The sequence below is a fragment of the Fredinandcohnia onubensis genome, from assembly GCF_002734285.1.
In the GTDB taxonomy this organism is placed as follows: Bacteria; Bacillota; Bacilli; order Bacillales; family Bacillaceae_L; genus Ferdinandcohnia; species Ferdinandcohnia onubensis_A.
In genome coordinates this window covers 177,028-190,739 of record NZ_NSEA01000023.1, presented here as the reverse complement: position 1 = coordinate 190,739, position 13,712 = coordinate 177,028, and the positions used below count along the sequence as shown (strand labels likewise).

Genomic DNA, 13,712 nt, shown 5'->3' with positions numbered 1-13,712 from the left:
CTATCCCTAATTATAGTTGTGTTTTGGATTCCGTGGGTTTTTTTCATTTTTTTAAGGAAATGTTATCCTGAGCAAATTTCAGCTTGTTCTTTCACCTATTTAAGCAATGCCTCATAGTATGGTGAAGTAAATAAAATTATGGTGATTTTATGGATTGTTGAGGGGCTTACCCTCAAAAAACGATATGAAGAAACCGAAGTTCTCCGACGTGATGACTAACATTCACTCGGGGTTCACTTTAGGTAAAAGAAGGTGATAAAACGTATGTTAACTGATATGCATGTGGCTATTATTGGTGGAGATGCACGACAGTTGGAAGTAATTCGTAAACTAATTGAATTAGATGCAAGGCTTTCTTTAATTGGATTTGATCAATTAGATCATGGATTCACTGGAGCTTCAAAAGAACGATTAGACGAAATCGACTTTACAGATATAGATGCGATTATTTTACCGGTATCAGGAACAAACAGTGCGGGAGAGGTTGAAACGATTTTTTCAAATGAAACAGTCGTCTTAACTGAAGATATTCTATCACAAACACCTGCTCACTGTGTTGTTTATTCGGGAATTAGCAACTCGTATTTAGATGGGATTATTAATGCAACCAATCGAAAATTAGTGCGTTTATTTGAAAGAGACGATGTTGCAATCTATAATTCCATTCCAACAGTTGAAGGAACCATTATGATGGTGATTCAACATACTGATATAACCATTCATAATTCGAGAGTGGCTGTATTAGGTCTTGGAAGAGTTGGAATGAGTGTTGCGAGAAGCTTTGCTGCTTTAGGGGCAAATGTTAAAGTGGGTGCCAGAAAAACAGAGCATATTGCAAGAATTACGGAAATGGGATTAACGCCTTTTCATCTCTCAGATATTGCTGAAGAAGTTAAGGATATTGATGTTTGTATTAATACAATCCCAAAATTAATCGTGACGGCTAGTGTGATTTCGAAAATGCCTGCCCATACATTGATTGTTGATCTAGCCTCTAAGCCTGGGGGAACAGATTTTAGATATGCAGAAAAAAGAGGGATTAAAGCCTTATTAGCGCCTGGGTTACCTGGTATTGTCGCTCCAAAGACAGCCGGTCAAATTGTTGCGAATGTATTATCTCAACTACTTCTTGAGTTATTACAACAAAGAGAGGAGAACGAATAATATGACTTCATTAAAAGGAAAAAGAATTGGATTTGGTCTTACAGGATCTCACTGTACGTACGATGCTGTATTTCCAGAAATAGTTAGACTGGTAGATGAGGGTGCAGAAGTTATACCTGTTGTGTCTTGGACAGTTCAATCAACAAATACACGTTTTGGAGAAGGCGCAGAGTGGATTGAAAGAATTGAAAAAGCGACAGGGAATAAAGCAATTGATTCGATTGTAAAAGCAGAACCATTAGGTCCGAAAATTCCACTTGATTGCATGGTCATTGCACCACTTACAGGGAATTCAATGAGTAAATTCGCGAATGCTTTAACAGATTCTCCAGTCTTAATGGCTGCTAAAGCAACCTTACGTAATCAGTCCCCTGTTGTTTTGGGAATATCCACAAATGACGCACTAGGTTTAAATGGTGTGAACCTAATGAGATTAATGGCAACAAAAAATATATACTTTATTCCGTATGGCCAAGATGCACCAACGAAAAAGCCAAATTCAATGGTTGCACGGATGACAATGCTAAGGGACACTGTTGCAGCAGCAATTGAAGGAAAGCAATTACAACCTGTAATTGTAGAAAGATTCCGTGACGACGAAGAATAACGACAATTTTTTGAATAAAGGAGAAAGAATGAAAATTCTTCTCTCCTTTAGTACTTGTATGTGGTAAAATATATATCATTAAACGTAAATTAGACGTTCTAGTAATACTAGGAAGGGGAATTTCAAATGACAGTAGAAAAAGAATTACATGTTGCGGTTGTAGGTGCTACAGGTGCTGTAGGAATGCAAATGATCAAAACACTTGAAGAAACGGATTTTCCATTAACAAAATTAACTTTATTATCATCAGAACGTTCTGCTGGTAAAAAGATAGAGTATAAGGGTAAAGAAATAACAGTTGAGGTTGCAACTCCAGAAAAATTTGAAGGTGTTGATATTGCCTTGTTTAGTGCTGGAGGAGGAGTATCGAAAGAACTTGCTCCTGAAGCGGTTAAGCGAGGTGCAATTGTAGTTGATAACACAAGTGCATTTAGAATGGATGAAAATGTGCCATTAGTAGTACCAGAGGTCAACGAAAATGATCTTTTAAATCACAATGGTATTATTGCAAATCCAAACTGTTCTACCATTCAAATGGTTGTAGCTTTAGAACCAGTTCGTAAAGCTTATGGTTTATCCAAGGTTATTGTTTCAACTTATCAAGCAGTTTCAGGTTCTGGGGTTGCTGCGATTCAAGAAATGAATGAGCAAACGAAGGATATTATCGAAGGTAATGAAGTTGCTCCAAAGATCTTACCTGTAAAAGGTGACAAAAAGCATTACCAAATCGCTTTTAATGCCATTCCACAAATCGATAAATTTGAGGATAATGGGTTTACTTTTGAAGAAATGAAAATGATAAACGAAACTAAGAAGATTATGCATTTACCTGATCTTCATGTAGCTGCAACTTGTGTTCGTTTACCAGTTGAAACAGGACATTCAGAATCTGTTTACTTTGAAACAACACAAAATGAAGTGTCTGCACAAGAGGTAAAAGAATTATTATCTTCTGCACCAGGAATTGTATTAGAAGACAATCCAGCAGAGCAAGTGTATCCAATGCCAATTCATGCAGTTGGTAAGAAAGATGTGTTCGTAGGAAGAATCAGAAAAGACCTAGACCAAGATAATGGGTTCCATATGTGGGTAGTATCTGACAATCTACTAAAAGGCGCTGCATGGAACTCCGTACAAATTGCTGGCAGTCTTATAAAGCTAGGCTTAGTAGCAAAATAAATTGTTGAACCAAAACATGAGGTGGTTTCATGAATATCGTTGTTCAAAAATTTGGCGGAACCTCAGTACGGGATGAAGAATCAAGGGAAAGAGCAAAAAAACATATTGAAAGTGCCGTCTCTGATGGATATAAAGTAGTTGTCGTTGTATCGGCTATGGGGAGAATGGGTGACCCATATGCAACTGATACACTGTTAAGCTTAGTAGGGGAGCAAAATCCAACTATTAGTGATAGGGAAATGGATATGCTAGTGTCCTGCGGAGAGATCATTTCTAGTGTCGTTTTTACTAATATGTTAAATAAAGCTGGGATATCTGCAGCTGCTTTAAATGGTGGGCAGGCGGGTTTCCGAACAAATGGTGATCACACAAATGCTAGAATTATTGAAATGAAGTGTGACCGTTTGCTACAAACACTCGAAACCCATGATGTGGTAGTAGTCACAGGCTTCCAAGGAATCTCTAAAACAGGTGACATTACGACTTTAGGTAGAGGTGGAAGTGATACATCTGCAGCTGCACTTGGTGTTGCATTGCAGGCTGAGTGGATTGATATTTTTACAGATGTAGAAGGTGTTATGACAGCAGACCCACGTATCGTTGGTGATGCAAAGCCATTATCAGTCGTCACATATAACGAAATCGTGAACATGGCATATCAAGGTGCAAAAGTAATTCATCCACGCGCAGTAGAGATTGCGATGGATGCAAAGGTACCAATGAGGGTACGTTCAACATATTCGGATGCACCAGGTACACTTGTAACAACAATTGATAAACGTCGAGGTGTCGAGGTTAAGGATCGATTAATTACAGGTATTGCACACGTGACAAATGTAACGCAATTAAAGGTTCAAGCAAAAAAAGGTCAATACAATCTTCAAACAGAAGTATTTAAGGCAATGGCTAATGAAAAAATAAGTGTGGATTTCTTTAACATCACACCAAATGGTGTTGTTTATACGGTTTCGGGGGAAATGACAGCCCGCGCAGTTAATAAACTGAAAGAATTGGGTTATGAACCTCAGGTAACTGAAAAATGTGCGAAGGTAGCGACTGTTGGAGCGGGAATGAACGGCGTACCAGGAGTGACTGCTCGAATTGTAACAGCACTTTCAGAAAAAGGAATTCAAATCTTGCAATCAGCAGATAGTCTATCAACCATTTGGGTACTTGTTAAAGAATCTGAAATGAAGGAAGCCATTAACGCTCTTCATAAAGCATTCCATTTATCTGATGGACCTGTTGGAGCAGAAGTGGTAGACTTTTAAGAGGACAATTAAGGGAACCTCCGTTATGGAGGAGTCCCTTTCTTTAACATATCGTTTCACGTATAATTTTTTAGAGCAAGCCTAGGTTTTTAGGAAATAAGCCTAGCGCAATTGATGGGGGTAGGTGTAAAAGCATGATTGATTTTGGAAGAATCTCTACAGCTATGGTGACACCATTTGATAATAAAGGAAATATCGATTTCGGTAAAACAACTCAGTTGATTAATTATTTAATAAATAATGGTACAGAATCTCTGGTTGTAGCAGGGACAACGGGTGAATCTCCAACATTATCTTCCGAGGAAAAGGTAGCTCTTTTCCGTCACGTTGTAAAAGTTGTGGACGGTCGGGTTCCAGTAATCGCTGGAACAGGCAGCAATAATACGTATGCATCGATGGAGTTAACAAAAAAAGCACAAGAAGCCGGTGTCGATGCAATAATGCTTGTTGTTCCATATTATAATAAGCCAAGTCAAGAAGGACTTTATCAGCATTTTAAAACAATTGCTGAAAGTACAAAACTACCTATTATGCTATACAATATTCCAGGTAGATCGGTTATTAATATGTCAGTAGAAACCATTATTAAATTGTCGAAAATACAAAATATCGTTGCTGTTAAAGAAGCAAGTGGAAGTTTAGAAGCAATGACTGAAATCATTGCTAATACTGATGAGAGTTTTGATTTATACAGTGGGGATGATGGAATTACATTGCCGGCTCTTTCAATTGGAGCAAAAGGTGTTGTTTCAGTTTCTGCCCATGTAATTGGTAATGAAATGCAACAAATGGTAAAAGCATTTTTAACAGGAAACAATACTGAGGCAGCTAGACATCATCAGAAACTTTTACCAATTATGAAGGGACTATTTACGGCACCAAATCCGGTTCCTGTAAAAACAGCTCTTCAAATCAAGGGATTAGACGTTGGATCTGTTCGTTTACCACTTGTTCCATTAAACGAACAAGAACGAATTGAATTAACAAAATTAATCGGATGATAAAATATGTTTAAAAAGTCAATCTTACTGATTGGCTTTTTTCTTTCACCCACTTTCGGGAATGAAATAGAACCATGTGTTTATACTAAATGGTAAATGGGTTGAAAGGAGAATACGATGAATAACAATCAATACATAAATGCAGATCAACCACAAGGGGATCAGGATAAAAATGAAACAAAGGGCTCATCATTAGTTGATAAGATCCAACAACTAGGACAAACCAATGTCCCACAAATGTCAAATGACAGTAAAATACATTGCCTTACAATTGTTGGCCAAATTGAAGGTCATATTCAATTACCACCTCAAAATAAAACAACTAAATATGAACATGTTATACCTCAAATTGTCGCGATTGAACAAAACCCAAAAATTGAAGGTTTACTAGTTATTTTAAATACAGTTGGGGGAGATGTTGAGGCAGGGCTTGCAATATCAGAAATGCTTGCATCACTCTCAAAACCAACTGTTTCAATTGTCTTAGGCGGCGGTCACTCGATTGGTGTTCCAATTGCCGTGGCATGTGATTATTCTTTTGTGGCCGAAACGGCGACGATGACAATCCATCCAGTAAGACTAACGGGTCTTGTTATCGGTGTTCCTCAGACGTTTGAGTACTTAGATAAAATGCAAGAGCGCGTGGTTAATTTTGTTACAGGGCATTCGCAAATAACCGAAGATAAATTCAAGGAATTGATGTTTTCGAAGGGTAATTTAACAAGGGATATTGGAACGAATGTAATAGGCTCTGATGCTGTAAAATACGGGCTAATTAATGAAATTGGTGGAATTGGACAGGCCATTAAGAAATTAAATCAGTTAATTGATGAGAGGAATGTTACTGAAGAAAGCGGGCAGATGATTCAATGATTTTATACACTATGATGCCACAAGAGCTAATTTATCCACAAACTGAAATGGAAGAAAGTAATTTTAAGTATGTCGATATAAACGGTGTTTCACTGGCCGTTAGCCAAGCCCAAAATGGTGAATATACAATTGAAAGAGTTATGAGTACTGACCCACAGCACTTTCTAGACGGAAGATACTCACCTGGGCAGAAAATCAGACTATAGTTTACAAAACATTCTTTGCTCATTCTTGTAAAACTATTGGTTTTCACAAGACGTCTAAGCCTTGGCCGAAAGGTTGCTAAAAATCAACATTTCTAGAATTAAACCTATCATTTCATCAATTGTCCTAAATTGGTATAATGTGCTATAATTTAACTAATTTCATCACGTAGGCAGCCATGTTGTGGCTGCTTCTTTCTTATTATTGATAGGTAGAGTAGGTGTAGTATGGCAAAACGAAAACGTAGACAGTCGAAGCGGAAAGATGAGTGGAAAAAAACTCTTAAATTTGAATTGCTAGGATTATTATTACTAGCTTTAGCTTGTATTGGTTTAGCAAGACTTGGCACGGTAGGAACAGGTCTTGTCTATTTATTTCGATTTTTCCTTGGGAATTGGGACATTATTGGATTAATAGGATTATTACTTATTTCACTGTATATTATTTGGAATCGAACCTTACCGAAAATGATTACAAGGCAATTGATTGGTGTCTACTTAATCATAAGCGCCATGCTGTTATTAAGTCATATTCCATTATTTAATTTACAAACAAACGAAGGCAAATTCACTGATCCAAGTGTTATTAAAAATACCTGGAGCATGTTTTGGGCCGTTGTAAATGGTGATACAAGTACAACCGATTTAGGCGGAGGCATGATTGGTTCAATCCTTTTTGCAGCTTCATATTTTTTATTTGATGAAGCGGGGACAAAAATCATTTCTGTCTTTTTAATCGTCATTGGTGGTGTGCTTGTTACAGGAAAATCACTTCACGATACAATTGCAAAAATCTTTGGCCCAGTTGTTTCATTTATACGAAATCAATGGATTGCATTTATGGATGACATAGTGAATTGGTTTCAGCAACGGAAGAACCAGCCTAAAAAAGAAAAGCAGAAAAAGAAAAAGGAGCATAAAATTAAGGATGCTCAAGTTTCAGCAGATGATGATATCAATGAAGCACCTGTTGAAATTCCTATTGAACCGATTATCTCAAACTTTGCGGATAAGGCCTATACAAAAGAACAAGTGACTCAACATGAAAAACATCAGCAAAAACAACAAGTCTCAGAAGAAGAAAATGATGAAAAGATGCCAATCACCTTTACAGAAGGTGAGCTTGAGAATGTTGATTATGAACTACCACCTATTGAGTTGCTGCATCCACCAAAGCAAACAAGTCAGAGTGCAGAACATGAAAATATTTACGAAAATGCAAGAAAACTAGAGAAAACATTCCATAGCTTTGGTGTAAAGGCGAAGGTTACAAAAGTCCATCTTGGCCCTGCGGTAACAAAATATGAGGTGTACCCGGATGTGGGTGTGAAGGTTAGTAAAATCGTAAATTTAAGTGATGACCTAGCCCTTGCATTAGCTGCAAAAGATATTCGGATTGAAGCGCCTATTCCTGGAAAATCAGCTGTTGGAATTGAGGTTCCAAATTCTGAAATTGCGATGGTTTCATTACGTGAGGTACTTGAGGATATTGAACCTCAGCGTTCAGATGCTAAATTGTTAATTGGACTTGGCCGTGATATCTCAGGTGAAGCTAAGTTTGCAGAACTTAACAAAATGCCTCACTTATTAGTAGCTGGGGCAACTGGTAGCGGTAAGAGTGTTTGTATTAATGGCATAATTACTAGCGTACTTATGAGGGCCAAGCCACACGAAGTAAAAATGATGATGATTGACCCGAAAATGGTTGAGTTAAATGTCTATAATGGAATACCACATTTATTGGCTCCTGTTGTGACAGATCCTAAGAAGGCGTCACAAGCTCTTAAGAAAGTCGTAAATGAAATGGAACGAAGATATGAATTATTCTCCCATACCCACACAAGAAATATTGAAGGTTATAATGAATATGTTCGTCGCCATAATAATGAAGAAGAGGCGAAACAACCAACTCTTCCTTATATTATTGTAATCGTAGATGAACTAGCAGATCTTATGATGGTCGCTTCAACAGATGTTGAGGATTCTATCACTCGTTTAGCACAAATGGCGAGGGCTGCTGGAATTCACTTAATCATAGCAACACAAAGACCATCAGTAGATGTTATTACAGGGGTTATTAAAGCAAATATCCCTTCCCGAATTGCTTTTAGTGTTTCGTCTCAAACTGACTCAAGAACCATTTTAGATATGGGTGGGGCAGAAAAGCTGTTAGGACGAGGTGATATGTTATTTCTACCTGTAGGAGCATCAAAACCTGTACGTGTTCAGGGAGCCTTTTTATCAGATGATGAAGTTGAAGAGATTGTTAACTTTGTAATTGCTCAGCAAAAAGCTCAATATCAAGAGGAAATGATTCCTACCGATACCGTTGAAACAATAGAAGAAGTGGATGATGAATTATATGATGATGCTGTTCAGCTCGTAATTGAAATGCAAACCGCATCTGTCTCAATGTTACAACGTAGATTTCGAGTTGGTTATACAAGAGCTGCAAGATTAATTGACGCTATGGAAGACAGAGGTGTAGTCGGTCCTTACGAGGGTAGCAAGCCAAGAGCAGTCCTTATTTCATCAAAAAATGAAGAAGTAGGAAGTTAAGTTTATCCGGTAAAGTTCCAGTTTCAAAAGCAAGGAGCTTTGACTTATTCTTGAAAAAAGAAGAGCAGTTGCTCTTCTTTTTTTTCGACAAATTACGCAATTCTTATTTATTTCTTTTTGAAAAGATGATATATTTAATTCGGATTAACATCGGTCTAACATCAGAGGTCTGATGACTATACATAAAAATGGAGGAGTAGCAGATGACTATCAAGTTAGATAATCGACCATTGTACTTGCAAGTAATAGATCAAATCAGACTTGATATCGAAAATGGTGTCTACAAAGAGAAAGAAAAACTACCATCAGAATTTCTCTTAGCAAAGCAGCTAGGAGTTAGTAGAGCAACTTTAAGAGAAGCGTTGAGAATTCTTGAAGAAGAAAACGTCATTATTAGAAGACATGGTGTAGGTACCTTTGTAAATGCGAAACCTCTGTTTAATTCAGGAATCGAGCAAATAAGTAGTATTACAGATATGATTATCCAAGCTGGTATGTCACCTGGGACGATCTTTTTATCGAGAACGGTAAAAGAACCTACGGATAAGGACATAAAGAGTTTTAGTTGTCCGGAAACTGAAGAAATAACAAAAATAGAAAGAGTACGTACCGCAAATGGCGAGCCTGTTGTGTACTGTATAGACAAAATTCTTTCGAAAAATTTACCAGCAAATTATTCACATGAGGAATCTCTCTTTGATTTATTGGAAAAAAAAGCAGGAAGAAAAATTACTTACGCGGTTACATATATTGAGCCAATTGGGTATCACGATACGATTTCGCCAATCTTAAACTGCGATCCTGAGACAGCATTATTGTTATTAAAACAGATGCATTATGATGAAAAAGATGAACCGATCCTTTTTTCACAAAACTATTTTAGAGCTGATAAATTTTCATTCCATGTCGTTAGAAAACGTGTGTTATAAATTGTAAGTAAAAAGCAAACTTTAAGGAGGTGAATAAGTAATCCGTTACTAACAGATATTTAAAGTAAGGATTGGTTTTATATTAAAATTTATAGGGGGTTAATCCATGTTTAAAAAGAAAGCTGGTTTTGGTCTTGCATTTCTTCTTGCAGCTGGAACATTATTAGGTGCATGTGGAGGCGCAGACGAAGAAGGTACAGGTTCAGGAGAAGGTAATAACAAAGGTGCCGATCTTAAAGTAGGTATGGTAACTGATGCAGGTACAATTGATGACAAATCATTTAACCAAGGTACTTGGGAAGGAATTCTTGCTGCTAAAGAAGAGCTTGGCATTCAAGAAAAGTATCTTAAGCCAGCAGGTACAACTGAAGCAGAGTACTTAAAAGAGATGGGCAACCTTTACGATGCAGGTTATAAATTCATCGTAGCACCAGGTTTCAAATTTGAAACAGCAATTTATCAAGCACAATCTAAATATGAAGATGCAAAATTTGTTATTCTAGATGGTAACCCACACAAAGGCGACTTTGTTCCAGCAGTTGCTGATAATAGTGTTGCAGTATTTTTTGCTGAACATGAATCTGGTTTCTTAGCTGGTGTAGCTACTGCTCTTGAATTAAAAGAAGGAGAAGCTGGATTTATCGGTGGTATGGAAATTCCAGCTGTTCAAAAATTCAACTGGGGCTTCCAACAAGGCTTAGCTTATGCAAATGAAAACCTAGGAACGAATTTTAGTATTAAAGAAGACAATGTAGTATATCAAGGTTCATTTGATAATTCAGCAGCTGGTCAACAAATTGCTGCTCAAATGTATGACCGTGGTGTAAATGTAATCTTTGCTGCTGCTGGTGGTGTTGGTGTAGGTGCGTTTACTGAAGCTAAAAATCGCGCTAAAGCAGGAGAAGAAGTTTGGATGGTCGGTGTTGACGTTGATCAATATTCTGAAGGAATTTATGAAGGTGAAAAATCAATTACTTTAACATCTGCAATGAAGAAGCTTGCACATGCAACTCAAGAAATAATTGAACAAGAGCTTGATGGAAAATTCCCTGGTGGAGAAACTCTAACATATGATGTGAAAAATGATGGAGTTGGTATTCCAGAAGAAAATCCTAACTTAAGCGAAGAAACTGTCAACCAAGTTAAAGAGATTTTTGAAAAGATTAAATCTGATGAAATCAAAGTCTCCGGTGAACAAGGTAATTTAATCAAGTAAGATTAGTTGAAAAAGAGACGGTTGTTTTCATCCGTCTCTTTTGTATATAACCTCAAATGTCAATATCTACACAAGTCTGGTGTAAAAAGGATTTGAGTCTATTAAAAAGGTGAGTGCTACTATGGAATATGTTGTAGAAATGCTGAATATTAGGAAGGAATTTCCTGGTATTGTGGCAAATGATAATATCACTCTTACTTTGAAAAAGGGAGAGATACATGCTCTACTTGGTGAAAATGGGGCAGGAAAATCCACGCTAATGGGCGTATTATTTGGAATGTATCAACCGGAACAAGGGATCATTAAGGTAAATGGTGAACAAGTTCATATTAACAATCCTAATGTGGCAAACCGTCTGGGGATTGGTATGGTGCATCAACACTTTAAGCTTGTTGATAATTTTACAGTTACTGAAAACATCATATTAGGGAGCGAGCCATTAAAGGGCGGTGTGGTCCTTGATATTGATAGTGCTGCAAAACGTATTGAAGAATTGTCAAAGTATTATGGGCTAAATGTCGACCCGCATGCGAAAATAGAAGATATTTCAGTAGGTATGCAACAACGGGTTGAAATTATGAAAATGCTATTCCGGGAAGCGGATGTGCTTATTTTTGACGAGCCTACAGCTGTATTAACTCCAAGTGAAATAGATGAATTAATGAAAATCATGCGTAATTTAATTAAAGAAGGAAAATCAATCATTATCATTACTCATAAATTAAAGGAAATCAAAGCAGTTGCAGACCGCTGTACAGTTATTCGTCGTGGAAAATATATTGGAACAGTTAATGTTGCTGATTCAAGTGAAGCTAGTTTAGCTGAAATGATGGTTGGTAGACATGTTTCATTTAAAGTTGATAAAGAAGAAAGTAAACCAGGTGAAATGGTATTAGAAATAGATTCTCTTTCTGTGAAAAATAACAGAAAAGTAATGGGGTTAAAGAACTTTTCTCTGACTGTAAAGAAAGGTGAAATAGTTGGGATTGCAGGTGTTGAAGGAAATGGTCAATCTGAGCTAGTGGAAGCGATTACAGGACTTCGCAAGGCGGAGTCAGGAAAAATCCTATTAAATGGGGAAGATATTACGAATCTCCCTGTCCGTCAACGAATTAATAAAGGGATTGCCCATATTCCGGAAGATAGACAAAAGCGTGGCCTTGTTTTAGATTACACACTCCAATCCAATATGGTGTTAGAGGTATATAACAAACGTCCATTTTCAAAACATGGACTTCTGAATGTATCAGCAATGAAAGAGTATGCAAAGAAGATCTTAGAAAATTTTGATGTGCGTTCAGGAGAAGGAGAAGTTTCAATTGCAAGAACCTTATCTGGTGGTAACCAACAAAAAGCGATTATCGGACGCGAGCTTGAATTAGATCCTGAATTGCTAGTAGCTGTTCAACCAACTCGTGGATTAGATGTAGGTTCAATTGAATATATTCATCAACAATTGATCGCTCATCGAGATAAAGGTAAAGCGGTACTTTTAATTTCACTCGAATTAGATGAAGTATTACAGCTATCTGATCGAATTGCCATCGTCAACAACGGTGAACTCATTGGGGTTGTTAATGCCTCAGAGACAAACGAAAATGAGGTAGGCCTCATGATGGCGGGTGTAGGTAAGGAGAGAAGTGTATGAGAAATACAATTATTTCATTAATCGCCGTACTGTTGGGGCTAATTGCCGGTGGATTATTAATGTTATTTATCGGTAGTAATCCTTTTGAAGGGTATGCTTACCTTTTCCAAGGCGGATTAAAAAATATATCAAGAATCGGGGATACATTGGCGACAGCAACACCATTGATCTTTACTGGTTTATCGGTTGCTTTTGCTTTCCGTACAGGTTTATTTAATATCGGTGCCTCTGGTCAAATGCTGATAGGTGGGTTACTAGCAACTGCAGTTGGCTTAACATTTGACTGGTCAAGACCCATTCTACTCCTCGTAATGATTTTAGTAGGATTCCTTGGTGGTGCTCTATGGGCCTTTATACCAGGATTGCTTAAAGCAAGATTTAATGTTCATGAGGTTGTTTCAACGATCATGATGAACTGGGTTGCTTATTGGACTGTATATTATGTAGTTCCTGGTTATTTCAAAGGTGAATTCCTTGAAACTGAATCAAAAAAGTTACCAGACGAAGCAACGTTAAGAGCACCATTTTTAACAGATATGTTCCAAGGGTCTTATATTAACTTAGGTTTATTCTTAGGTGTTATTGCGGTTATCATTGTTGGGTTTATCATAAACAAAACTACGTTGGGATTTGAATTGAAAGCAGTTGGTTTCAACCGTCACGCTGCAGAATATGCTGGTATGCGTGTTAATACAAATATTGTTTTATCTATGTTAATTTCCGGTGGACTAGCTGGTCTTGCAGGAGTTGCGATGTATACAGGAAATGCAACGAGCATGCAAATCGGTATCTTACCATCTCAAGGCTTTGATGGTATAGCAGTAGCATTGTTAGGAGCAAACAGTCCAATCGGTGTGTTCTTTGCGGCAGTATTTTTTGGAATCCTTTATTCTGGAACAGGATTTATGAATGCAATGACGGAAATACCACCAGAGATTGCAAATACAATTATAGCTATCATTATCTATTTCGCTGCTACGAGTATTTTAATTGAACGCTTATTGAATAAGTTCAAAAAACGTCGTAATGACAGTTCAGCTGTGAAAAAGGAGGAAGCGTAAA

Annotated in this window: 12 protein-coding genes; all 12 read left to right on the top strand. The window is 37.3% G+C overall.

Going from position 1 to position 13,712, the window contains the following annotated elements; genetic code table 11:
• Positions 1-264 precede the first annotated feature (264 nt).
• On the top strand, positions 265-1,164 hold the full coding sequence (gene dpaA, locus CKJ95_RS20595) for a dipicolinic acid synthetase subunit A (protein ID WP_099355332.1): 900 nt from the start codon (positions 265-267) through the stop codon (positions 1,162-1,164).
• Position 1,165: 1 nt separating this feature from the next.
• Complete coding sequence (gene dpaB / locus CKJ95_RS20590) at positions 1,166-1,771, top strand: dipicolinate synthase subunit B (protein WP_099355331.1); 606 nt, start codon at positions 1,166-1,168, stop codon at positions 1,769-1,771.
• Positions 1,772-1,897: 126 nt separating this feature from the next.
• Positions 1,898-2,950, top strand: coding sequence for an aspartate-semialdehyde dehydrogenase (gene asd / locus CKJ95_RS20585; protein ID WP_099355330.1), 1,053 nt, complete (start codon positions 1,898-1,900; stop codon positions 2,948-2,950).
• A 29-nt stretch (positions 2,951-2,979) separates the two neighbouring features.
• Positions 2,980-4,221, top strand: a complete 1,242-nt coding sequence (gene dapG, locus CKJ95_RS20580) for an aspartate kinase (protein WP_099355329.1) — start codon at positions 2,980-2,982, stop codon at positions 4,219-4,221.
• Positions 4,222-4,355: 134 nt separating this feature from the next.
• On the top strand, positions 4,356-5,222 hold the full coding sequence (dapA, locus tag CKJ95_RS20575; protein WP_099355328.1) for a 4-hydroxy-tetrahydrodipicolinate synthase: 867 nt from the start codon (positions 4,356-4,358) through the stop codon (positions 5,220-5,222).
• Between the two features lie 117 nt (positions 5,223-5,339).
• Complete coding sequence (locus CKJ95_RS20570; RefSeq protein WP_099355327.1) at positions 5,340-6,095, top strand: ClpP family protease; 756 nt, start codon at positions 5,340-5,342, stop codon at positions 6,093-6,095.
• Positions 6,092-6,301 carry a YlzJ-like family protein gene (locus CKJ95_RS20565; protein ID WP_099355326.1) on the top strand — a complete coding sequence of 70 codons (210 nt, stop codon included), beginning with the start codon at positions 6,092-6,094 and terminating at the stop codon, positions 6,299-6,301. The genes CKJ95_RS20570 and CKJ95_RS20565 overlap by 4 nt, the downstream gene beginning before the upstream one ends.
• A gap of 225 nt (positions 6,302-6,526) precedes the next feature.
• Positions 6,527-8,857, top strand: a complete 2,331-nt coding sequence (locus CKJ95_RS20560; RefSeq protein WP_099355325.1) for a DNA translocase FtsK — start codon at positions 6,527-6,529, stop codon at positions 8,855-8,857.
• A 203-nt stretch (positions 8,858-9,060) separates the two neighbouring features.
• Complete coding sequence (locus tag CKJ95_RS20555) at positions 9,061-9,786, top strand: GntR family transcriptional regulator (protein WP_099355324.1); 726 nt, start codon at positions 9,061-9,063, stop codon at positions 9,784-9,786.
• Between the two features lie 106 nt (positions 9,787-9,892).
• Positions 9,893-11,002: a BMP family lipoprotein gene (locus CKJ95_RS20550; RefSeq protein ID WP_099355323.1), complete on the top strand. Its 1,110-nt coding sequence runs from the start codon at positions 9,893-9,895 to the stop codon at positions 11,000-11,002.
• A 121-nt stretch (positions 11,003-11,123) separates the two neighbouring features.
• The gene (locus CKJ95_RS20545; RefSeq protein ID WP_099355322.1) at positions 11,124-12,650 is read left to right on the top strand and encodes an ABC transporter ATP-binding protein; all 1,527 of its coding nucleotides are present in this window, start codon (positions 11,124-11,126) and stop codon (positions 12,648-12,650) included.
• On the top strand, positions 12,647-13,711 hold the full coding sequence (locus CKJ95_RS20540) for an ABC transporter permease (protein ID WP_099355321.1): 1,065 nt from the start codon (positions 12,647-12,649) through the stop codon (positions 13,709-13,711). Before CKJ95_RS20545 ends, CKJ95_RS20540 begins: the two co-directional genes overlap by 4 nt.
• Position 13,712: the final 1 nt, after the last annotated feature.